This window comes from Flavobacterium chungbukense (assembly GCF_020805785.1).
Taxonomy (GTDB): Bacteria; Bacteroidota; Bacteroidia; order Flavobacteriales; family Flavobacteriaceae; genus Flavobacterium; species Flavobacterium chungbukense.
Genome location: NZ_JAJGZV010000001.1, coordinates 885,408 through 909,722 on the forward strand (window position 1 = coordinate 885,408; position 24,315 = coordinate 909,722).

Annotated in this window: 14 protein-coding genes; all 14 read left to right on the plus strand. The window is 34.7% G+C overall.

What is annotated here, in order from left to right; translation table 11 throughout:
- Nucleotides 1-219 precede the first annotated feature (219 nt).
- The 14 genes from LL966_RS03705 (at nucleotide 220) to LL966_RS03770 (ending at nucleotide 24,294) form a co-directional block, all read left to right on the plus strand.
- Nucleotides 220-1,836 (plus strand): glycoside hydrolase family 32 protein, encoded by a 1,617-nt coding sequence (locus LL966_RS03705; RefSeq protein WP_229350311.1) that lies wholly within the window; start codon nucleotides 220-222, stop codon nucleotides 1,834-1,836.
- A gap of 3 nt (nucleotides 1,837-1,839) precedes the next feature.
- Nucleotides 1,840-4,944, plus strand: a complete 3,105-nt coding sequence (locus LL966_RS03710) for a SusC/RagA family TonB-linked outer membrane protein (RefSeq protein ID WP_229350312.1) — start codon at nucleotides 1,840-1,842, stop codon at nucleotides 4,942-4,944.
- Between the two features lie 13 nt (nucleotides 4,945-4,957).
- On the plus strand, nucleotides 4,958-6,649 hold the full coding sequence (locus LL966_RS03715; protein WP_229350314.1) for a RagB/SusD family nutrient uptake outer membrane protein: 1,692 nt from the start codon (nucleotides 4,958-4,960) through the stop codon (nucleotides 6,647-6,649).
- A gap of 38 nt (nucleotides 6,650-6,687) precedes the next feature.
- Nucleotides 6,688-7,584, plus strand: coding sequence for a carbohydrate kinase family protein (locus LL966_RS03720; RefSeq protein WP_229350316.1), 897 nt, complete (start codon nucleotides 6,688-6,690; stop codon nucleotides 7,582-7,584).
- A 306-nt stretch (nucleotides 7,585-7,890) separates the two neighbouring features.
- Nucleotides 7,891-8,574, plus strand: a complete 684-nt coding sequence (locus LL966_RS03725) for an SGNH/GDSL hydrolase family protein (protein ID WP_229350318.1) — start codon at nucleotides 7,891-7,893, stop codon at nucleotides 8,572-8,574.
- Between the two features lie 206 nt (nucleotides 8,575-8,780).
- On the plus strand, nucleotides 8,781-9,722 hold the full coding sequence (locus LL966_RS03730; protein WP_229350320.1) for an ROK family protein: 942 nt from the start codon (nucleotides 8,781-8,783) through the stop codon (nucleotides 9,720-9,722).
- A 59-nt stretch (nucleotides 9,723-9,781) separates the two neighbouring features.
- Nucleotides 9,782-10,813, plus strand: a complete 1,032-nt coding sequence (locus tag LL966_RS03735) for a LacI family DNA-binding transcriptional regulator (RefSeq protein WP_229350322.1) — start codon at nucleotides 9,782-9,784, stop codon at nucleotides 10,811-10,813.
- 667 nt (nucleotides 10,814-11,480) lie between these two features.
- A complete protein-coding gene (locus LL966_RS03740) occupies nucleotides 11,481-14,564 on the plus strand; it encodes a SusC/RagA family TonB-linked outer membrane protein (protein ID WP_229350324.1) in 3,084 nt (1,027 codons plus the stop codon).
- Nucleotides 14,565-14,576: 12 nt separating this feature from the next.
- Nucleotides 14,577-16,202: a RagB/SusD family nutrient uptake outer membrane protein gene (locus LL966_RS03745; RefSeq protein ID WP_229350326.1), complete on the plus strand. Its 1,626-nt coding sequence runs from the start codon at nucleotides 14,577-14,579 to the stop codon at nucleotides 16,200-16,202.
- 26 nt (nucleotides 16,203-16,228) lie between these two features.
- On the plus strand, nucleotides 16,229-17,353 hold the full coding sequence (locus LL966_RS03750) for a SusE domain-containing protein (protein ID WP_229350329.1): 1,125 nt from the start codon (nucleotides 16,229-16,231) through the stop codon (nucleotides 17,351-17,353).
- 62 nt (nucleotides 17,354-17,415) lie between these two features.
- Nucleotides 17,416-18,600 (plus strand): glycoside hydrolase family 76 protein, encoded by a 1,185-nt coding sequence (locus LL966_RS03755; protein WP_229350331.1) that lies wholly within the window; start codon nucleotides 17,416-17,418, stop codon nucleotides 18,598-18,600.
- Between the two features lie 100 nt (nucleotides 18,601-18,700).
- Nucleotides 18,701-20,509, plus strand: a complete 1,809-nt coding sequence (locus LL966_RS03760) for a glycoside hydrolase family 2 protein (protein WP_229350333.1) — start codon at nucleotides 18,701-18,703, stop codon at nucleotides 20,507-20,509.
- 7 nt (nucleotides 20,510-20,516) lie between these two features.
- Complete coding sequence (locus LL966_RS03765; protein WP_229350334.1) at nucleotides 20,517-22,808, plus strand: GH92 family glycosyl hydrolase; 2,292 nt, start codon at nucleotides 20,517-20,519, stop codon at nucleotides 22,806-22,808.
- Between the two features lie 52 nt (nucleotides 22,809-22,860).
- The gene (locus LL966_RS03770) at nucleotides 22,861-24,294 is read left to right on the plus strand and encodes a glycoside hydrolase family 125 protein (protein WP_229350335.1); all 1,434 of its coding nucleotides are present in this window, start codon (nucleotides 22,861-22,863) and stop codon (nucleotides 24,292-24,294) included.
- Nucleotides 24,295-24,315: the final 21 nt, after the last annotated feature.

The window sequence follows — 24,315 nt, forward strand, 5'->3', positions numbered from 1 at the left end:
ATAGAATCTTTTTAAAAGATGTAAAAATAAATCTATGTTTCTATGTGTTCAAATATTACACCTACAGGATTAAATTAATTTCTTTTCGTTAGAAAATCATAATTCAGTCGCAATAACCACTTGAAAGTGTAATGCTTTCCGACCTTTTATGCTCTTTTCTGAAAAGTAAAAGAAGGTAATTTCAATATAACTTCTAATTATCAACCAATAAAAAATCAAATGAAAGTAACTCAATTACAGTCGCTTACTGTTTATGCTGCGGTATTGTTTTTTGTAGCAAGTTTCGAGTTTTCTGCATTAAGGGCACAAACTAAATCGGTTGCATCTACAACTATTTCAGAAGCAGAAATGTACCGCCCTAATTTTCATTTTACGCCCAAAAAAGGCTGGATGAATGATCCTAACGGAATGTTTTATGCGGACGGTTATTACCATTTGTACTTTCAGCATTATCCTGAAAAAAATGTTTGGGGACCTATGCATTGGGGACACGCAATTAGTAAAGACATGATTAAATGGGAAGAACAGCCAATTGCGATTTATCCTGACAAAGAAAAATATATATTCTCTGGAAGCGCTGTTGTCGACACGCAAAACACTTCAGGTTTTGGAAAAGATGGGAAAGCACCAATTGTGGCAATTTACACTTTGCATGATATGGAAAAAGGTAAAGACGGAAAATTGGACACAGAACGTCAAGATATTGCGTATTCTACCGATGGCGGATTTACATTTAAAAAATTTGATGAGGGAAATCCAGTAGTAAAAAATCCCGGAATTCGAGATTTTCGCGATCCAAAAGTTTCTTGGGACGAAGCTAGAAAACAATGGGTAATGGTTGTCGCAGCTTCAGACCGAGATCATTTTTATGGTTCTAAAGATTTAAAAAACTGGCAGTTTTTATCGGAATTTGGAAAAGATTTAGGAGCACATGAAAGTGTTTGGGAATGTCCAGATTTTTTTCAAATCAAAGTAGAAGGAACCAATGAGAAAAAATGGGTTTTATTGCAAAGTTTAGGTCAGGGTGCAGCAAACGGAGGTTCTGGAACACAATATTATGTGGGAGATTTTGACGGGAAACAGTTTACTGTAGACACCAATTTTGAACAAAGAATTAAAAGAGAAAAAGCCGTTTGGATCGATTACGGAAAAGATAATTATGCGGGAGTAACGTGGAATAATATTCCAACTTCTGACGGGCGAAGATTGTTTATTGGCTGGATGGTAAGTTTGGATTATGGCGGAAGTGTTCCAACAAACGCATGGAGAAGCAGTATGACAACGCCGCGTGAAATGCAATTAATCAAAAAAGGAAATGAATACAGTTTAATTAGTAATCCAGTTAAGGAAATTAATAAATACATTTCTAAATCTATTCCAACGAAAACTTTAAAAGGAAAAGGCAAACTGGAACTTGTCGAATCTGGAAAAATAGATTTAAGACAGTCCATTATCACTTTCGATTTAAAAAACTTAAAGCAAGATACCTACACTTTTACGCTTTCAAATGCAATTGGAGAGTCTTTAACTTTCGGATTAGATAATACAGAAAACTACTTATTTGCAGATCGTTCAAAAGCTGGAAAAATTGACTTTTCAGAAAAATTTGCATCGATTGTGCATAAAGCAAAATTAGACAAGAATCAAAAAGAGGCGACTTTTAAAGTTGTTCTCGACAAAACTTCAATAGAAATATTTTACAACAATGGCGAAAAAGTAATGACTGAAATCTTTTTCTTAAACCAGCCATTTAACTCTATTTCAGCTTCTTCAAACCAAGGAATTGAAATTTCTAACCTCGTAATTAACCAATTAAATATAAACCAAAACCAGTAATTTATGAAAAGTAAAATCATTTATTTTCTATTTTTCTTTTTTCCAGTGTTGCTTCTTTCAGCTCAGGAAAATCAAGTTAAAGGAACGGTAATTGCGTCAGATGACGGAATGCCTTTGCCTGGCGCGACTGTAACTATTTCGGGAACAAATATAAGTACCGCTACCGATTTTGATGGAAATTTTTCTTTCCAAAACATTGCCTCAAATGCTACAATTGTAGTTTCTTTTATAGGATATGCTCCACAATCAATCGCTGTAAACGGACAAAAAACAATCAGTGTTACTTTAAAACTCGACAATAATCAATTGAATGAAGTGGTTGTTACGGGTTATTCCAAACAAAAGAAAACTGACATTACAGGGGCAGTTGCAGTTGTGAGTGTAAAAGAGCTTATGAAACAACCGGAGCCGAATCCGATTAAAGCTTTGCAGGGAAGAATTGCCGGCGTAAAAGTTTCTTCTGATGGTTCTCCAAGTGGTGCAAATACAAAAGTTGTAATTCGTGGAGTTGGAACATTAAACAATACAGATCCGCTTTATGTAATTGATGGAATGCCGACGAAATCAGGATTACACGAATTAAACCCGAATGATATTGAATCGATTCAGGTTTTAAAAGACGCTTCGTCTGCGAGTATTTACGGTTCTAGAGCTTCAAACGGAGTTATTATTGTGACTACAAAAAAAGGGAAAGAAGGTAAAATGCGAATCAATTTCAGCACTTACACTTCGCTTTCAAGCTATTCTAATAAATTAAGTGTAATGAATGCCAATCAATTTGGGCAAGCATTATGGCAGGCTAATATAAATGACGGTTTAGATCCAAATAATAATAATGTTCGCTATCAGTTTGATTGGGCGAATGTAAATGGTAAAGCGCAATTAAACAGAGTTATAATTCCTGAATATCTTGATGCAGAAAAAACTTTAAAGTCGGCTGATACCAATTGGTACGATGCTGTTTCTCAGACAGGGGTTGCGAATTCTTATGATTTATCGGTTTCGAATGCTTCAGACAAAGGAAGTTACGTTTTTTCTTTGGGCTATTATGGAAATGAAGGTGTCGTAAAAACAACTGATTTTGAGAGAATTTCAGCAAGAATGAATGGTTCATACAAATACTTTGATGGGAAATTAGTGATTGGAGAGAACTTTACTTTAAACAGAACTAATGAAGTTACGGATCCAGGAGTTTTAGATCCTGCGTTGCGTGCATTACCAATTATTCCAGTAAGAACAGTAGATGGAATAGGATGGGGAGGACCAGTTGGCGGAATGAATGACAGACAGAATCCGGTACGTCTTTTAGAATACAATAAAGACAACAAATATGATTATTTACGTCTTTTTGGAAATGTGTACGCCGATTTAGAAATCGTTAAAAATCTTCATCTTAAGAGTAGTTTCGGAATTGATTATGGCTATTATAAAAAACGTACGTTACAAAGAAGCTACAAGTCAGGTTATTTGCAAAACGACCAGACTTCTGTAACAATTGATCAATCTGTAAGCGATAAATGGACTTGGACAAACACAGCAATTTATAGTTTGAATTTTGGCAAAAGCAATTTGAATTTGATGGCAGGAACCGAAATGTATAAAGATACTTATGATACAACAACTTTGCGTAAAAACGACTTTTTGATCGAAACGCCAGATTATATGTATCCTGATGCAGGAACTGGAGAATCTTTCACAAGCGGAACTTCAACCGTTTATTCTTTGCTTTCTTATTTTGGAAAAGCAGATTACGAATTTGATAATCGCTATTTACTTTCGGCTACAATTCGTCGTGATGGTTCTTCTCGATTTGGTAAAAATAATCAGTTTGGTACTTTTCCAGCCGTTTCTGGAGGATGGAGAATCAGCAACGAGAATTTTATAAAAGATAAAATCACAGCCATTTCCGATTTAAAATTAAGAGCGGGCTGGGGACAAACTGGAAATCAGGAAATCAGTAATACGGCAGTTTATTCTCTTTATCTGGCAACTTACGCAGGCGGAAGTCCTACTTGGGCAACTTCTTACGGAACGGCTTATGATATTGCAGGAAATGGAAACGGTTTACTTCCATCTGGTTTTATCGCGACGCAGTCAGGAAATGATGATTTAAAATGGGAAACAACAACGCAGACCAACGTTGGTTTAGACTTCGGATTCTTCAAACAAAAATTATCAGGATCGATTGATTATTACATCAAAAAAACAGAAGATATTTTGGTTCTTCCAGCTTATTTAGGAGTTATTGGAGAAGGAGGAAACCGCTGGGTAAACGGTGCGTCAATGGAAAATAAAGGTTGGGAATTTTCTCTAGGTTATCAAGATGAAACTTCTTTTGGATTGAAATATGATGTTTCGGCAAATATTTCGGCAAACAAAAACAAGATTACGCAATTGCCAGATGAGGTTAAAAATAACTACGGCGGGGATGGATTAAATGATAATATTTTAGGAAGACCAATTAATTCGATGTACGGTTATGTAACAGATGGTTTGTTTACAACGCAAGATCAGGTTACTAATTCTCCAATTCAGGAAGGAAAAGGGTTAGGAAGAATTCGTTATGTAGATCTTAACGGAGACGGGCAAATAACAGATAAAGATCGTACTTGGATCGGGAATCCGAATCCTGGGTTTCAATATGGAATTAACTTAAACTTGTCTTATAAAAACTTCGATTTCACCACTTTTTGGGAAGGAACAGGAAATGTAGATGTAATCAACAATACCAAATATCAAACAGATTTTTGGAGTGTTGATGATGTCGGATCGAATAAAGGAACTCGATTATTGAATGCTTGGTCTGTAGACAATCCAAATTCTACAATTCCAGCTTTGACAACTGTTGATAGAAATGCAGAAAACAGATTTTCAACTTATTATGTAGAAAACGGAAGTTATCTAAAACTAAGAGTTCTGCAATTAGGTTACAATCTGCCAAAAGATTTTCTGAAGAAAATCAATATGGAAAGCTTTAGAGTGTACATCAGCGGTCAAAATTTACTGATTTTAGATGCTAAAAATTTCACTGGAGTCGATCCAGAAAATGCAGGATTTGGATATCCGCAGCCTACCACTTTTACTGCTGGTCTTAATTTTACTTTATAATAAAATATTGAAAATGAAAAAAATACTATATATATCAGGATTTTTAGTGATGGTTTTATTCGCTTCCTGTTCCGATTTTTTAGAAAATAATCCGCGAGGGGTTTTGTCAGAAGACGATATTGTGACACCAGAAACTATTGATGGTTTTATGAATGCAGCTTATGCGCAATTAGGAAATGATCATTACGATTCGCCATACAGTTTATGGCCTTTTGGAAACGTTCGTTCCGATGATGCTTACAAAGGCGGAAGCGGTACAAATGATATTCAGGTTTTTCACTTTTTTGAAGTTTCAAATAACATCAGGCCTGATTTTGGAGAACTAGACACTTTTTGGTACAACAGTTATGTTGGAGTTGGAAGAGCAAATAAAGCGTTGAAAGCATTAGAGCAAATTTCTGAAGCCGATTTTCCATTGAAGAAAACACGTATTGCCGAAATGCGTTTTTTAAGAGGACATTTCTATTTTATGCTGAAAATCATGTTCAGAAATGTACCTTACATTACAGAAGATATTCCAGTTGAAGAATATAAAACTATTTCGAATGTTGCACTTACAAACGAAGAACTTTGGAATAGAATTGCAGAAGATTTTCAAGCTGCAGCCGATGTTTTGCCAGAAACTCAAACACAAGTTGGGCGCGCTACACAAAAAGCGGCTTATGCTTATCTAGCCAAAACACGTTTGTATCAGGCATATACACAAGATGATAATTTTAAAGTAACAGGAATCAATCAGCAGCATTTGCAGGAAGTAATTGCGGCTACAGAAAAAGTAATCGGAAAAGCAACTTTAGAGCCAGATTTTGCTAATAACTTTTTGCCTGGAACTTATGAAAATGGACCAGAATCGATTTTCTCTATTCAGTTTTCTGATAATGATGGAACTTTATACGGAAGATTGAATTTTTCAGATGTGCTTTCAACTCCTCAAGGTTTAGGATGTTGCGATTTTCATAAACCAAGTCAGAATTTAGTAAATGCTTTTAAAACTGGATCCGACGGTCTGCCTCAATTTGACACTTACAACAATCAAGATTTTGATTATAAAAACAGAAATGCAAACACGGTAGATCCAAGATTGTATCATACGGTCGCCATGCCTGGTTTGCCTTATAAATATGACCCAGAATATGTATATGTAGAGTCTTGGGTTCGCTCGCCAGGAACATATGGTTATTTTGCTTCTTTAAAAGAAAATGTGGCACCAAGCTGCAGCTGTTTTGTCAATATTGATCCATTTTATGGGAATTCAAAAAACAGAATTCAAATTCGCTATGCCGACGTAATTTTAATGCGTGCCGAAGCTTTGATAGAATCAGGAAGACAAGCAGAAGCTTTACCATTAATTAATGAAATTCGACAAAGAGCTTCGCAAAGTACAGGAAGATTGCCTTACGCAAATAACTTTAAAATCAATACTTATGTTGACGGAGTTAATTGCAATTGGACACAAGATTTTGCCCGCAAAGCGATGCGCTGGGAACGAAGATTAGAATTGGCAATGGAAGGCAGTCGATTCTTTGATCTTGTGAGATGGGGTGTTACAGATCAAGTTTTGAATACTTTTTATGCAGGAGAAAAAACAAAACGCACCTATTATCAAGATGCTAATTTTGATGCACAGAAAGAGGAATATTGCCCAATTCCTTTGAAACAAATTAATTTCAGCCAAGGACTTTACAAACAAAATCCTGGTTATTAAAGGAGTAAAATAAAAACAATATATTAAATAATTTTAGAATGAATAACGGAAAAAGCCTTAAGGTGGCAGCATATGGAGAGGTGCTTTGGGATGTTTTTGAAAATGAAAAAAAAATTGGCGGCGCCCCGTTAAATGTGGCGCTGCGAATGAAAACATTAGGATGCGAAGTTGTCATGATTAGTTGTGTAGGAAATGATGAAGATGGTCAGGCAATTATTAATCAGATAAAAGGTTTAGGGCTTAAAACGGATAATATTGTTATTGCTGAAGATTTTCCGACTGGATTGGTCAATGTTACCTTAAATGATCGCGGATCTGCAAGTTATGAAATTAATTATCCATCGGCATGGGATAAAATAGTACTGAATAATTCGGCTAGAAAAACAGTAGAAGAAGCAGATGTTTTAATTTATGGAAGCTTAGTTTGCCGTGATGCTATCTCGAGAAATGCCTTGGAAGAACTGCTTCAAACTAATGTCTATAAAGTTTTTGATGTCAATTTAAGAAAACCTCATTATTCTTTTGAAATTCTGAATCAGTTAATGAAGTCAGCTAATTTTATCAAATTTAATGATGAAGAGTTATTAGAAATTGCATCTGCTCTAAATTCACCGTTTGAAAGTCTAGAGGAAAATATGTATTTTATTCTAAAACAGACAAATGCAGAAGCCATGTGTGTTACTAAAGGAAAACATGGAGCATTATTGCTTTGGGAAGGTAAAATTTATGAAAATGAAGGTTATCCAATTAAAGTCGCAGATACCGTGGGGGCGGGAGATTCTTTTCTAGCGGCTTTAATTACTTCATTATTAAACGATCAAAAGCCTCAGATGGCGATTGATTTTGCCTGTGCTATAGGTGCTTTGGTTGCTGAAGCGCCTGGTGCAAATCCGGATATTTCTAATTCTAAAATAGAAAGTTTGATGTTGAAATAGAAGTGTAAAAGCTTCAGTTTCTTTTGTGGAAAGCCTTAAACAGTATATTGTTTAAGGCTTTTTGGTTTTTTACTTCGTCTCAAATTTAAAAATGAAAAAAAAATATACTTTATTTGGTATACTAAAACGTTTTAGTATATTTGTCAATCTTTCTTGTTGTTTTGAATAAATCAAATAAATTTAAATACATAATTGTTAATCGAAAAATTAATAATTAAATATTTAGTGATATTCGGATTTAATTAAGATAAAATAGGATAATAAGAAAATGATGAGTTTCGACCTATTAAGCTATAATTGCACATGATGACCAAAACTTTACTTTATCACTTTTTACTATTTTTTACTTTGAATATTGCCTATAGTCAAGATTGGGCAAACCTAAATCGCTACAAAGAAGAAAATGCAAAAGTTCCTGTTTTAAGCGCTAAAGATCATAGTCGTGTCGTTTTCATGGGAAATTCCATTACCGAAGGCTGGTTAAATAAAAGACCAGATTTCTTCCATTCCAAAAAATACATCAACAGAGGAATTAGCGGACAAACGACGCCGCAAATGTTATTGCGTTTTAGACAAGATGTAATCGCTTTAAAACCATCATTAGTGGTAATTCTTGCAGGAATAAATGATATAGCCGAAAATACTGGACCGTATTCTGCCGAAGCTACATCGGGAAATATATTTTCGATGTGCGAACTGGCGAAACAAAATGGAATAAAAGTAATTGTTTGTTCGGTTTTGCCAGCATTAGATTTTCAATGGCGAAAAGGAATGCAGCCTGCTCCAAAAGTAATCGCATTAAACAAAATCATTAAATCATACGCAGAAAAAAATAAACTCTTTTATGTAGATTATTATTCGGCTATGGTCAATGATGAAATGGGTTTAAAAGCAGAATTGTGTACAGATGGCGTTCATCCGAATGAGGCTGGATACGCTGTGATGGAACCAATTTTAGAAAAAACAATTGCAAAAGCGCTTAAAAAGTAAAACAGACTTCATTCTTTAGTTTTAAATTATATGGAGAGATTTTTTAATTCTCGAGAATGATTTCATGTAAATAGTATTGTTTTTTGACAATAAAGTATCAAATGCCAAAAAACTTTCTTTTTAGGTTTGAAATGTTATTTATAGAGTGATAATCAGCAATTAAATAAGAGCGGAATGATTATCAAAAACAATTAAAACGAATAAAAATGTCAATAACAATAGGTGTAGATATAGGCGGAAGCCACATAAGCAGCGCAGCCATAAACGGTAATGACTTTGTAATAATTCCTCAAACATATTTTAGCGGACCAGTAGACAGTAAAGCTTCTAAAGAAGTGATTATCCAAAAATGGGCAGAAATAATTAACCAAACGATTCAAGCAGTTCAGCACACTTCAGATTTTGTTGAAAAAGATAAAATTGGAATCGCTTTTTCTATGCCAGGTCCCTTTCAATACGAATCTGGAATTGCAATGTTTGAAGGGAATGATAAATACGAAGCATTGTATAATGTCTCTATTTCCCAAGAGCTTATAGGATATTTGAATACTAAAAATGTGAGTTTCAGATTTCTTAATGATGCCAGCTGTTTTGGCGTTGGAGGCTGTCTTAAAGAAAGTGCCACCGATGCCGAAAAAGTAATTGCGATTACTTTAGGTACAGGTTTTGGAGCCGCTTTTTTAGATCATAAATTGCCCATTACTCAAGGAGAAGACGTTCCTCACAATGGATGTTTGTGGGATAAACCTTTTCATAATAGTATTGCAGATAATTATTTTTCTACCAGATGGTTTTTAAATGAATATGAAAAAAGTACAGGCAAGAAACTGACAGACGGCGTAAAAGAAATTGCGTCGATTGAAGATTTTTCTACAGCCAAAATTTTTGATGATTTCGCCAATAATTTAACCGAATTCTTAGCGCCGTTCATCATTAAGTTTGATGCTGATCTGCTTATTTTAGGAGGAAATATTGCAAAATCGCATCGATTGTTTTTATCTAAAGTGCAAGAAAATCTAAAAAAGCAGAATATTGATCTAGCTATTTCTATTGTAGAAAATACCGAGCAAACAAGTATTTTAGGCTCGAGCTATTTGTATAACGAAGTTTTTTGGGAACGAATTAAGGCCGAGCTTCCGTATTTCTAATAAGTAATACTTTACTATATTTGAAAAAAATATGGATTTAAAACAAAAAGAATCTAAAAATGAAGAAAAAACCTGTTTCGATTAGAAATATTGCCGACGAATTGAAGATATCTGTAACAACAGTGTCTTTTGTATTGAACGGAAAGGCAAAAGAAAAGCACATTTCTAAGGAACTTACGAAAAAGGTTTTAGATTACGCAAAGCTAATTAACTATAGACCGAATCAAATTGCACAAAGTCTAAGAACGGGAAAATCAAAATTATTGGTTTTTATGGTGGAGGATATTTCAAATAATTTCTTCTCTCAGCTTGCCCGCATTTTTGAGGATATTGCATACGAAAAAGGATATAAAGTTATTTTTTGCAGCAACGAAAATGATGATGAAAAAGCCAATGAGCTAATTACATTATTTAATTTCCGCCAAGTTGACGGATTTATTATTGTACCGTCTCCAGGAATAAAAGATACCATCGAAAATTTAATAAAAGACAATATTCCGGTTATTTTATTGGATAGATTCTATGAAGGATTAGAGTGTAATAGCGTTGTTATCGATAATGAACAGGCTTCTTTTGATGCCACGCAACATCTTATAGATAATAAGTTTAAAAATATCTGTTTTATCAGTACAGCTTCAGATCAAAGTCAGATGTATGGGCGTCTGCACGGATATGAAAAAGCTGTTAAAGCAAATGGCTTAGAGCCTCATGTTCTTCAAATTCCTTTCAATGAAATTATCAAAGGAAAAGGGAAGGAGTACATCAAAAAATTCTTCGAACAAAATAAAGATTTAGATTCTGTTTTCTTTTCTACCAACTATCTTGCACAAAGCGGATTAGAAGTTTTAAAAGAAACCAATCAAAATTTAATTAAAGATTTAGGGTTGATTGCTTTTGATGATAATGATATGTTCAAAATTTACGATCCAACCATCACATCTGTCGCTCAGCCTTTAGTAGAAATCAGTACTAAATTGATGGACGTAATGCTTCCGCTTTTAAAGAAAAAAGATGTTTCTGAAACCCATCAAAAAATTGTTTTAAAAACAGAATTAATTATTAGAGAATCTTCATTAGCTAAGAAGAAATAATTTTAAGATTTACTATTTTCAACTGACCTGAATATCATTCGCAAGATCGATTTTCAGGTTTTTTTGTTTTAAATTTTAAAAATAAATTCATGAATTCGAAATTTTTTTTTGGCAAATCTTGTTTCTTTAATCTTAAAATTTCCTCAAATTGATTTGGCTTCTTATCTCTTAAATTCTCTGTAGAAATCTTTCGAAAATTTGTCATTCGTCTGTTAATTATTGTCTCTCATCTTTTATCTGCTGTCTTTTGTCTTTTTTAGGTGTTAAAATCGGTAAAATACTTGCAACTTTCATTTTAACTTCAATTTAAGTCTTTGATTTTATTCTTGTTTTACAACGTTTTCGTACCGTTTATTTGAATTATATTTATAATATTATCTTAAATAAACGAATTTCTTTAAAAATTAACATTAAAATTATATTTAGTAAAAAATATTTTTTTTTACTAAAACGTTTTAGTATGTTTGTTATGAGTTAATAAGTTATTATAGTCATTTTAGTTTTTTTAACGATTAAGAATTCCGGAACCATTTAATCAATCAAAAAAACTGTTACGCTATTTTACTATTTAAGTGGGTTCCTCTCCAAACCTTCTTTCATTTTTATTATTGATTCAATTATTGCTAACTAACCAAAATATTTCATGATGAAACATTCGAATTGCAGAATGAAAAGGATGCTCCGTGTGCATTTTTTTCTCACAATTGCTTTGCTTTTCTGCGGGTATAACCACGTTGCCGCGCAGAACCAGAAAACTCAAGTTTCCGGGGTTATAACTTCTCTTTCAGACAACCTGTCTCTCCCAGGTGCAACTGTGATCGACGTAAGTGATCCTAGGAATGCGGTAAACGCAGATTTTGACGGACACTACACCATTGCACTAAAAAATGGTAGTACGACTTTACGATTTACAATGATTGGATACAAACCAGTCGACATAAAGGTTAATAATAAAAGTGTTATTAATGTGGCTATGGACTTAGACGTTTCAGCTTTAGATGAAGTTGTCGTAGTAGGTTACGGTACACAAAAAAGAAAAAAAGTAGTTGGAGCTATTGATCAAGTTAATAATGAAGCTTTTAATGGACGACCAAATGTAAATGCAACTTTGGCATTACAAGGAAAAGCGCCGAGTTTAACTATTCAACAAACAAATTCTGAGCCTGGTGCTGGACTTAATCTTAATATTAGAGGTGTCAGTACATTAGGAAATAACAGTCCGCTGATTGTTATTGATGGTATTGTTGGAGGAGATATAAATGCTTTAAATCCAGCAGATATAGAAAGTGTTTCGGTTTTAAAAGATGCCGGAAGTGCTGCTATCTACGGATCGAGAGCGAGTAATGGTGTTGTTTTGATTACTACAAAAAAAGGAAGCAAAGGAAATCCTATGACTATTCAGTATAGTAGTCTTGTCGGATTTAATACGCCAAAATTCTTTACAAAACCTGTTCATGGTTACGAAAACGCGATGTTGAGAAACGAAGCGGCTTTTAATTCTGGAGAATCAACTGCAGTTTTTACCGCAGCTAAAATTGCAGAATTGAAAGCAAAAGGAGACACAGAATGGTTTGCAGAAGAAATTGTAAAACCTGCCTTGCAATTAAATCAAAATCTTTCATTTTCTGGTGGTAGCGAAAATTCGACTTACTTGGTTTCTTTAGGCTATTTAGATCAAGAAAGTAATTTCGTTGGACCTCAAAAAGGAATGGAACGTTACAATTTTAGAATCAACCTTACCAACGAATATGGTAAATTTAAATTGACTTCTACATTAGCGTATTCAAAACAAAAAATTACAGATCATTCTTCTAGCACAAGTACTTTAATGGTTGATGCTTTCAGGGTTCCATTATATTATACGCAAAAAGATGAAGATGGTAATTTCCTTACTAATGATGTTTTGCAGCAATTTAACTCATTAGGTATTTTAGAAAAAGGAGGTTTTAGAAAATACGACAACGATGATATTTTTGGAGCTTTTAATGCAGAATACAAATTAACAAGCAACTTTAAAGCAAAAGGAGTTTTTGGAGGACGTTTGTGGTCAGGAAACATGTATGGCAGAACCATGCAGGTTAATTTCTCTCCGCAAGGTGTTTATGGCGCAGATCGCGACACGAACGAAGAAAACCAAAAAAGCCTTGACTTGAATATGCAGTTCATGTTAGAATACACTAAATCTTTCGGAAATCATAACGTAAGTGCTTTATTGGGGGTTAGTAACGAAAGTCGTTCAGAAAGAAGATCTGCATTATACACCAAATTTAATGATCCAGATTTAGGAACGCCAACAAGTGAAACCGTAATCGGTAAAAACTCATTTACTTCTAACGGAACAGATCCGAATGGTAATCCTGCTTCTTCAACAAGCAGTTTAAATTCGCTGTTTGGTCGTGCAGGTTATGATTATAAAGATAAATATTTTGCTGAATTCAGTTTTAGATATGATGGTTCGTCAAAATTTAGAGATGAAGTAAGATGGGGATTCTTTCCGTCGGTAACTGTTGGTTACGGATTAACAAAAGAGGATTTCATGGAAAGCTACAGAGACAATGTAGGAAATATTAAATTGAGATCTTCATACGGAATTCTAGGAAATCAAAATGTTGGAAACTACCAATATCAAACCACTTATTTTACTTTCCAAAATGCGTACGGATTTAATAATAATGAGCAAAGTGGAACAGGTTATAACTTTGCCAATCCAGATATTCAGTGGGAAAAAGCAGCAACTTTTAACGTAGGTGTTGATGCCGATTTCTTCAAAGGTGCTTTGAGTTTCTCATTTGATTTCTTCGATAAAGTAACTTCAGACATCTTAGTTCCACCGCAAGTTCCAGGAGTTTACGGAACAGATCTTCCTGATTTTAATTCTGGAAAAGTTGGAAATAGAGGTTGGGAATTAAGTGCAACATACCGTCATAAAGGTAAAGCGGTAAATCAAAGTTTGACCGTTAATTTCGGAGATTCAAAAAACAAAGTACTTGAATTTAACGGACAAGAAAGACTGACAGGAGTAGAAGAACTTCAAGTTATTCTTCGCGAAGGATTACCTTTTAATTCTTATGTTGGTTTAAAAAGAGACGGTTATTTCCAAAATGTTGAACAAATTCAAGGAGCAGCAGTTCCAGAAGGAATTACAGTTCAGCCTGGTGATAACAGATATGTTGACGTGAATAAAGATGGTAAAATTGATGACAATGATAAGTTTGTTTTCGGAAATCCATTTCCACGTTACACTTTCGGAGCGACTTACAACATTGATTACAAAAATTTTGATTTAAGTCTTTTCATACAAGGAGTTGGAAAAAGAACGATGATGATTAGAGGTGAATTAGTAGAACCTTTTCATTACAACTACGGTATGACAATGTACACGCACCAATTGGATTATTGGACGCCTCAAAATCCAGATGCAAGATATCCTCGTCTAGCTAATAACGGAACACAATCCAATACAAATAACTTCAGAAGAGGTTCAGATATGTATTTATACGATGGCGCTTACGCAAGACTTAAAAACGTACAAATTGGTTACTCTTTATCAGATGATGTTGCTAAGAAATTAGGTATGAGTAGATTAAGAATGTATGTTTCAGGACAAAACTTGCTGACATTATCTAAAGTTAAATTTGTTGATCCAGAGCTTTCTGAGTTCAATAATAGTATGTCAACCAATGGAGCAAACAGCGGTAGAGCTTATCCATCGCAAGTATATTACGGAATGGGTATTGATGTTAGCTTTTAAAAAAGAAATAAAATGAAAAATATACTTAAACAAATAAAATTCATACCAGTAGTAGCACTTTTACTATTGACGAGTTGTGAAGATCTTGATCAAGTACCTGAAAATCAATTTACAGATACAACATATTGGACAAGTGTAGAAAAAGCGCAGACTTTTCTAAATACAGCTTATTCACAAATGCAGAACAGCCAGTATTTCTTTTACAACGAAGGACTTTCAGATAACGCTTACAACGGTAGAGGAGACAACGCCGGCGCGGCTTCAATCGGTGCAGGATTATACGATCCTTCATTGGGAAGAATTAAAGACGAATGGAAAAACAGATATGCAGGAATTAAAACGTGCAATCTGATTTTGGAAAATATCGATCGTGTACCCAACGCAGATGCAACCGTTATCGCAAGAATGAAAGCTGAAACACGTTTTTTGAGAGCATTTCAGCATTTTCAATTGACAACTTGGTTTGGCGATATTCCACTTATCCAGAAAGATCCTTCTTTAGCAGAAGCTTCAACTTTAAGTAGAACTTCGCACGCAGAAGTGGTTAAATTTATTTTAAGCGAACTAGATGCGATTATTCCGGCTTTACCAAAAAACACACAATTGACTGCCGCAGATAGAGGCAAAATTACTGTTGGTGCTGCAGCTGCATTAAAAGCGAGAGTTCTTTTGTACGAAGGAGATTGGGCTGGAGTTGCGGAAGTAACCGACCAAATTATAGCAGGGACTTACGGTCAGTACAGTCTTTTTGCATCTTATGAAGGATTATTTCTGCCACAAAACGAGTACAATAGCGAGGATATTTTAAGCATTCAATATGTTCCTCAATTTAGAATGTGGGGCGAATTTTTTGATATGGCGCCACTTTCAGCAGGAGCAAGATTAAATGCTTTGGCTCCAACTCAGGAATTGGTAGATAGTTATTTAATGTTGAACGGAAAGAAAATCAACGAAGCTGGTTCTGGCTACAACGAAAACAATCCGTATGTAAACAGAGATCCAAGATTAACAGGAACTGTGGTTTACGATCAATATGTTTGGAAAGAAGCAGACGGTTCTTCTCACGTAATTTACATTAAACCAGGTTCTTCACCAGGAAATGCTACAGACGAATTTGTACAAGGTTCATCTGCAACACCAACAGGTTATTACACACGTAAATATTACGATCCACAACATACAACATCTTTAAATTCAGGTTTGAATTTAATGTTATTCCGCTACGCCGATATATTGTTAATGAACGCAGAAGCTAAAAATGAGTTGAACCAAATGACAAGTGCAGTTTGGGACCAAACTGTTAGAGCTGTCAGAACTCGTGCAGGTTTTACAGATGGAGCTGCTTTAGGATTTAATAGTGCATTAGGACAAGCAGGACTTAGAGAAGTAATTAGAAATGAGCGTCGTACAGAATTTGGAATGGAAGGCTTAAGAATCTTCGATATCAGAAGATGGAAAATAGCTGAAAATGTTTTAAACGGTTATGCACACGGAGCAAAATTCGGAGTGTCTTCTGTAGACAACGGTTATTTAAGAGTCAATTTAAGGACTTTTGATCCAGGTAAACATTATTTATGGCCAATACCAAGAGATGAGCGTTTGATTAACACTAATTTATCTCAAAATCCTAACTGGTAAAACTAACTAACCTAATAAATAAAATCATGAAAAATATATATTCAAAACTAGTATTAATACTATGCGCAATATTTCTTGTAAGCTGCGATAATGACGAAATGAGTCATACCAATGTAAGTACAGTAAATGCTCTTTACTCACCTGCAAATAATAAATTTTTTGATTTGAATGCGCAAAGTGCTGCCGTTTTCGAATGGGAAGGCGCTAAAGCAGAAGACAACGGTGTCGTACTTTATGATGTTGTTTTTGATAAGGAAGGCGGAGATTTTTCTAAACCAATTTATACCATTCCATCTGATGGCAACGGATTTCAAAAAACACTTAATCTTTCTTTTTCAGAATTAAATAAAATTGCAGGATTAGCAGGAATTCCTTCAGAAACGGTTGGAAAATTAAAATGGACTGTTTATTCTTCTAAAGGAATAAATGTACAAAAAGCAACAGTTTCGGGTACGATTGAAATTCTAACTGCAAGTGGTTTCCCAACACCAGATCAGTTGTTTATTACAGGAACAGCTTCAGAAACTGGAGAAACTATTGCAAATGCTCAAGCTTTCAAAAAGTTAGGAACAACAAAATTTGAAATTTATACAAAACTAAGTGCAGGTACTTACAAGTTTATTACTAGAAAAAATGGTACTCCAGAAGTTTTCTCTGTGGGTGATGGTAAATTGAAACAAGATGGAGAAACAACTGTTGCAGGAGCAAGCAAAGTATACAAAATCGTAGTAGACTTTAGTAACGGAGGAACAACTTTCACAGAAATCAAAAAAATCGAATTATGGTTCCCGCCGCTTAGCCAATATTTATTCGAATATACTTATTCAGGTGGAGGTGTTTGGAAAGCAGCTAACAAAGCAATCAGTTTCAAACAAGAATCTTGGGGTAGAGATGAGCGTTACAAATTTAAATTTACAGTAGCAAATGGCGCAACTACAACAGAAGAATGGTACGGAAGTATCAACGGAGATAACAGCAGACCTGATGGTGCAAATGTTGCCGCTTCATACTGGTACATGGTTCCTGTAACGAGCGATTTCTGGAACAACTGTTTCAAATTTGCTTCGGCAGTTGACAACAAGAATGTAAATGCAGAAATCAATTTCAGTGCAACTGCACCAGCTTACACTCACAGTTTTACAGTTTTATAAAATAACCCATAACGTCTCTTGAAAAGAGATTTTTGAGAGACGTTTTATTAAATGAATATATTATGAAAAAATTATTTTCAAAGCGCTATAGTCTTATGTTGCTAAGCGTAATAGGATTGGGTTTATTGACTGTTTCTTGTGATGATGATCCGATTCCGTTGCGTGACCCAAACGGTAATGTCGGAACAGAATTTAAATACACTTGGTCTCAGACAGCCGATTCTTTGCAAACGTCGACTTATAATAATTATTTAGGTTCAAACGGAACTTTTATAGAAAACAATACAGGGAAAAGTACTTTCAATTATTGGCCTAATGCACACGTTTTGGATGTTCTTGTGGATGGTTTTTTAAGAACCGGAAACGAAAATTACAAAACCAGAATGAAAGCTTTGGTACAAGGAATCAAAGTTAAAAACGGAAACAATACTTATAATAATGTTTTTAATGATGATATGCTTTGGCTGGCAAATTCTTGCCTTCGTGCTTATGACGCAACAAAAGATCAAGAATACAAGGATGTTGCTGATTATTTATGGGGAAGAATAAAATTAAGCTGGAGTGATGTTTTTGGAGGAGGTATCACTTGGAAGCAAGATACGCCGAGACAAAAAAATGCAGTTTCAAATGGTCCAGCGGTAATTTTGGCGATGAGATTGTATGAAATTGATAAAAAAGCCGATGATTTAGATTGGGCAAAAAAAATCTATGCATGGCAAAAAAGCAATTTGGTTGATCCAGTTTCTGGAGCCGTTTGGGATAATATTTCAGAAACAAACGGTGTAATCACAACCAACAAAGACTGGGTTTTTACATACAACATGGGAACTTGGATTGGTGCTGGTTTAAGATTATACAAAGCAACAAACGAGCAAACGTATCTTGATGATGCTGTAAAATCGGGTAGAACCGTTTTAACAAGTCCAAAATTACTTTCTGAAGGACTTCTGAGAGATGAAGGACAAGGAGACGGCGGATTATTTAAAGGTATCTTGATACGTTATTTTGTAGAACTTACAGAGCATCCAACAATCAATTCGACGGATAAAGAAAAATTTGCAGCATTCTTAAAGTTCAATGCTCAGACATTTTACAAAAAAGGAATCTTAAGACCAGCAATGTTTTCTGGAAGTAACTGGAAAGTCGCGCCTGCTGCAGGAGCAAACACAGATCTTACAACCCAATTGAGCGGGGTTATGTTAATAGAGGCAGCAGCCAAGCTGGATAAAGATGGTTATTTTAAGTAATTAGTTTAAGTAGTATTTGTTAGTAATTTTTGTAACACCTGAAGGTTATAAAATGCCTTCAGGTTTTATAATATGCTATCCAACCTCAAGAAAAATCATAATGAAGAATAAAATCACCATAATATTTTTCCTCTTTTTGGCATTAAATTGTTTTGCACAATGGAAACCGCAAGGAGATAAAATCAAAACAAAATGGGCAGAACAAGTAGATCCTAAAAATACACTTCCAGAATATCCAAGACCAATAATGGAAAGAAACCAATGGAAAAATCTAAATGGTTTATGGAATTACAAAATACAACCTGCAGGACAGACTGCGCCAAAAGGATATGACGGAAAAATACTTGTTCCTTTTGCTGTAGAATCTAGTCTTTCGGGTGTAATGAAAACAGTTGGCTCAGAAAATGAACTTTGGTATGAAACGACTTTTACCGTAGACAATTCATGGAAAAACAAAGACATTCTATTGCATTTTGGTGCCGTAGATTGGAAAACGGAAGTTTATATTAATGATATAAAAATCGGGACACATACAGGAGGTTTTGTTCCTTTTACGTTTAATATCACTCCTTATTTAAATGGCAAATCTCAAAAATTAGTCGTTAAAGTTTGGGATCCAACAAATGATGGAACGCAACCAAGAGGCAAACAAGTCAAAAATCCAGAAAGTATTTGGTATACGCCTGTAACAGGTATTTGGCAAACGGTTTGGTTAGAACCAGTAAGTAAAAAACATTTCACTAATTTAAGAACAACACCAGATATTGACCGTAATACGATAAGCATAAAAGCAGAAGCAGAAGGTGCTAACGAAGGAGATCTTGTAGAAATTACAGTTTTAGACGGTTCAAATACTATTGCAGTAGAAAAAGCTGTGGCAGGACAATCTTTGGATATTGTGGTAAATAATCCAAAATTATGGTCGCCAGATTCTCCGTTTTTATATGATGTGAAAGTAAAATTAATCAGCAGAGGAAAAGTGGCTGATGAAGTAAAAAGTTATTTCGCCATGCGTAAAATTTCTTCAAAAAGGGATCAAAATGGTATTGTTAGAATTCAATTAAATAATAAAGATTGTTTTCAATTTGGACCTTTAGATCAAGGCTGGTGGCCTGACGGATTGTATACAGCGCCAACCGACGAAGCTTTAAAATATGATTTGGTTAGAACAAAAGAATTGGGTTTTAATATGATTCGCAAACACGTAAAAGTAGAACCAGAAAGATGGTACACGCATTGTGATAAAATGGGAATTATGGTTTGGCAAGATATGCCGAGCGGAGATGAAGGTCCGATTTGGCAAATGCACAAATATTTTGAAGGAACAGAATTAAAAAGAACAGCTCAGTCTGAGGAAACCTACAAAAAAGAATGGAGAGAAATTATGGATCATTTGTATTCTTATCCGAGTATTGTGGTTTGGGTTCCGTTCAACGAAGCTTGGGGACAATTTAAAACAGTTGAAATTACAGAATGGACAAAAAATCACGATCCAAGCCGATTGGTCAATTCGTCAAGCGGAGGAAATCATTTTCAAACGGGAGATATGTTAGACATTCACCATTATCCTGGTCCAGAATTGAAATTGTACGATGCCCGTAGAATTACAGTTTTAGGCGAATACGGCGGAATTGGTTTTCCTGTTGCCGGACATCTTTGGCAAGCCGACAAAAATTGGGGGTATACACAATTTAAAAATACAGATGAAACAACTGCTAAATACAGAGAATATGCAGACCAATTGATAAAACAAGCTAAAGTTGGTTTTTCTGCAGCAGTTTATACACAAACAACCGACGTAGAAGGTGAAGTAAATGGTTTTATGACGTACGATCGAAAAGTGGATAAAATGAATTTTTCTGAAGTAAATAAAATCAACAAAGAAGTAATTAATTCGATTAATAATTAAAGTTTTGATGAATATTAAAAACTCCATTGTCTTTGCGCTTTTCACTTTTGCTTTTGTAAGTGCGCAAAATACGCAGGTCATAACACCGCAACAACCTATCGATTGGGTAAATCCTTTAATTGGCTCAGATTCAGATTACGGAATTTCAAACGGAAATACGTATCCAGCAATCGCAATGCCGTGGGGAATGAATTTCTGGACGCCTCAAACTGGAAATATGGGCGACGGCTGGGCTTACACCTATAAATCAAACCGAATAAAAGGCTTTAAACAAACCCATCAGCCATCTCCTTGGATGAACGATTACGGTCAGTTTTCGATTATGCCAGTTACGGGTGAATTAAAATTTAAAGAAGAAGAAAGACAAAGCTGGTTTTCTCATAAAGCCGAAACCGTGACACCTTATTATTATAGTGTTTACTTGGCAGATCATAATGTTACAACCGAAATTACCCCGACAGAAAGAGCCGCAAGATTTCGATTTACATTTCCAGAAACAGACAGAGCCTACATTGTAATTGATGCTTTTGATAAAGGTTCTTATGTGAAAATTATTCCATCTGAAAGAAAAATTATCGGCTATACAACTAAAAATAGTGGTGGCGTTCCAGAGAATTTTAAAAACTATTTCGTCATCATTTTCGATAAAGATTTTCAGCTGAATTCTACTTTTAATGGAGCTGTTTTAGGAAATGCTTTAGAAATGAAAGCAGATCATGCAGGGGCTGTTATTGGTTTTAAAACAAAAACTGGCGAAAAAGTAAATGCTCAAGTGGCATCTTCTTTTATCAGTTATAAACAGGCAGAATTAAACTTAAAAGAAATTGGAACCAATAATTTCGATCAGCTTAAGGAAAAAGGAAAAAACATTTGGAACAAAGAATTAGGAAGAATAAAAGTAGACGGAGGAACACCAGATCAAATAGGAACTTTTTATTCTTGTTTGTATAGATCGTTACTTTTCCCGAGAAAATTTTATGAGTATGATAAAAACAATAAAGTAGTGCATTACAGTCCTTATAACGGAAAACTTTTGTCAGGATATATGTTTGTAGATACTGGTTTTTGGGACACTTTTAGAGCATTGTATCCTTTTTTAAATTTAATGTATCCAGAATTGAATACGCAAATGCAAGAAGCTTTATCGAATGCTTTTAACGAAAGTGGCTGGCTTCCAGAATGGTCAAGTCCAGGATTACGAGATATTATGGTTGGAAATAATTCGGCATCAATCGTTTCGGAAGCGTATTTAAAAAGCGGAAAAGTAAAAAGCTACGATATAGAAAATTTATACAAAGCCTTGATTCACGGCGCTAATAATGCAGGTCCGATGAAAGCAGTTGGTCGTGCGGCGGCTGATTCTTATAATGCTTTAGGATATGTTCCAAATGATGAAGTGAATGAAAGTGCTGCCAGAACTTTAGAATACGCGTATGACGATTTTGCGATTTATCAATTAGCGAAAGCATTAAAGAAACCGCAATCAGAAATTGATTTGTACAAAAAGAGAAGTTTAAATTATAAAAACCTTTTCGATCCAAAATACAATTTGATGCATCCTAAAAATAAAGATGGAAAATTTATGGAACCGTTTGATCCTTTTCAATGGTTTAACGGATTTACAGAAGGAAACAGTTGGCATTATTCGTGGTCTGTTTTTCATGATGTGCAAGGTTTGGTTGACTTAATGGGCGGAAAAAATGTATTTATTTCTCAATTGGATAAAGTTTTTTCTTCACCTCCAGTTTTTGCCACAAAAGATTTTAAAGGCGGCGTAATTCATGAAATGAGAGAAATGCAGATTGCCAATATGGGACAATATGCACATGGAAATCAGCCGATTCAACACATGATTTATTTGTATAATTATGCTGGAGAACCTTGGAAAGCTCAATATTGGGTAAGAGAAACCATGAACAGAATGTATCACGCCACGCCAGACGGTTATTGCGGAGACGAAGACAACGGACAAACTTCGGCTTGGTATGTTTTTTCTTCTTTAGGATTTTACCCTGTAACTCCCGCTTCAGATCAATATGTAATTGGTGCGCCATTATTTAAAAAAGTGACAATTGAATTGGAAAATGGTAAAAACATAACCATCAATGCTTCACAAAATAGTGATCAAAATCGATATATTAGAGGATTGAAATTCAATGGTAAAGCGTACAATAAAAACTGGCTGAGCCATTCAGAATTAATGAAAGGCGCGACATTAGATTTTGATATGTCATCGACATCAAATACTAAAAGAGGAATCAATAAAGAAGATTTTCCATACTCTTTATCAAACGAATAAATGAAAAAAGAATAAACGGAGGTCTTGCCTTCAAAATTAAAAATATATTATTATGCAAAGAAGAAAATTTATCCAAAACACTGTTTTATTTAGCAGTTTAGCACTTATTGATCCTCTAGAAATAATTGCTGGAACAAAAGCCACTGTTAAAGATTTTCCAATTGTTAGAGTTGCTAAAAATAAAAGAAATTTTGAAAGTGAGTTTATTGAAAAAACAATTGCTGAATTTCAAAAAAATGTAAAAGATAAAGAATTAGGATGGCTGTTTAATAACTGTTTTCCAAATACTTTGGATACAACGGTAACGTATTCTCAAAAAAATGGACGTCCGGATACTTATGTAATCACAGGTGATATTGACGCGATGTGGCTACGTGACAGTTCTGCACAAGTTTGGCCGTATATAGCTTTTGCAGGAAAAGATGAAAAATTAAAAAATCTGATTGCTGGTGTTATAAACAGACAGACAGAATACATTTTGAAAGATCCGTATGCGAATGCATTTTACAACGATCCGAACAAAAAAGGCGAGTGGACAACCGATCATACCGATATGAAACCAGGCGTTCACGAAAGAAAATATGAAATCGATTCACTTTGCTATCCAATTAGATTAGCTTACAATTACTGGAAAAACACCAAAGACGTTTCTCCATTTGATGAAAATTGGGTAAAAGCGATCAAAACAACTTTAAAGGTTTTTAGAGATCAGCAGCAAAAAGATGGTAAAAATCCATACACTTTCCAAAGAACAACGCAATTTGCAACCGATACAAGACCTTTAAAAGGCTACGGATATCCTGTAAAACCAGTTGGTTTAGTTTGTTCGGCTTTTAGACCAAGTGATGATGCAACAGTTTTTTCTTTCCTAATTCCTTCCAATTTTTTCATTGTTGCGAGTATGAATCAGGCGGCAGAAATGTTAGAAGCCATTAAAAAAGATACTGCAACGGCAAAAGAATTAAGAGCTTTAGCAGATGAAGTTTCAAAAGCAATTAAAGAACATGCAATTGTAAAACATCCAAAACACGGTGACATATACGCTTTTGAAGTAGACGGATTTGGCGGTCATTTATTAATGGATGATTCGAATGTTCCAAGTTTGTTGAGCCTTCCGTATTTAGATGCAATAGATGTTAAAGATCCAATTTATCAAAATACAAGAAAATTTGTGCTTTCAGAAGATAATCCTTTTTTCTTTAAAGGAAAAGTGGCGGAAGGAGTTGGCGGTCCGCACGTTGGTATGGATATGATTTGGCCAATGTCATTGGTTATGAGAGCATACACTACTTCAGATGCAAACGAAATTAAAGATTGTATTAGAATGTTAAAAGCTTCTCACGGAGATACAGGATTTATGCACGAATCTTTCCACAAAGACGATGCTAAGAATTTTACCAGATCTTGGTTTGCTTGGACAAACACCTTATTTGGAGAGCTTTTGTGGGATACTTATAAAACCAATCCCAAGCTGCTTGAGTTATAACTTGTAACCGATTTTAATTTT

What these genes read in the sequence shown, in the direction of transcription:
- LL966_RS03710 (WP_229350312.1), top strand. Translation starts at nt 1,840, where the DNA reads ATGAAAAGTAAAATCATTTATTTTCTATTTTTCTTTTTTCCAGTGTTG.
- LL966_RS03755 (WP_229350331.1), top strand. Translation starts at nt 17,416, where the DNA reads ATGAAAAAATTATTTTCAAAGCGCTATAGTCTTATGTTGCTAAGCGTA.
- LL966_RS03705 (WP_229350311.1), top strand. Translation starts at nt 220, where the DNA reads ATGAAAGTAACTCAATTACAGTCGCTTACTGTTTATGCTGCGGTATTG.
- LL966_RS03720 (WP_229350316.1), top strand. Translation starts at nt 6,688, where the DNA reads ATGAATAACGGAAAAAGCCTTAAGGTGGCAGCATATGGAGAGGTGCTT.
- LL966_RS03735 (WP_229350322.1), top strand. Translation starts at nt 9,782, where the DNA reads ATGAAGAAAAAACCTGTTTCGATTAGAAATATTGCCGACGAATTGAAG.
- LL966_RS03745 (WP_229350326.1), top strand. Translation starts at nt 14,577, where the DNA reads ATGAAAAATATACTTAAACAAATAAAATTCATACCAGTAGTAGCACTT.
- LL966_RS03770 (WP_229350335.1), top strand. Translation starts at nt 22,861, where the DNA reads ATGCAAAGAAGAAAATTTATCCAAAACACTGTTTTATTTAGCAGTTTA.
- LL966_RS03750 (WP_229350329.1), top strand. Translation starts at nt 16,229, where the DNA reads ATGAAAAATATATATTCAAAACTAGTATTAATACTATGCGCAATATTT.
- LL966_RS03740 (WP_229350324.1), top strand. Translation starts at nt 11,481, where the DNA reads ATGAAAAGGATGCTCCGTGTGCATTTTTTTCTCACAATTGCTTTGCTT.
- LL966_RS03715 (WP_229350314.1), top strand. Translation starts at nt 4,958, where the DNA reads ATGAAAAAAATACTATATATATCAGGATTTTTAGTGATGGTTTTATTC.
- LL966_RS03760 (WP_229350333.1), top strand. Translation starts at nt 18,701, where the DNA reads ATGAAGAATAAAATCACCATAATATTTTTCCTCTTTTTGGCATTAAAT.
- LL966_RS03725 (WP_229350318.1), top strand. Translation starts at nt 7,891, where the DNA reads ATGACCAAAACTTTACTTTATCACTTTTTACTATTTTTTACTTTGAAT.
- LL966_RS03730 (WP_229350320.1), top strand. Translation starts at nt 8,781, where the DNA reads ATGTCAATAACAATAGGTGTAGATATAGGCGGAAGCCACATAAGCAGC.
- LL966_RS03765 (WP_229350334.1), top strand. Translation starts at nt 20,517, where the DNA reads ATGAATATTAAAAACTCCATTGTCTTTGCGCTTTTCACTTTTGCTTTT.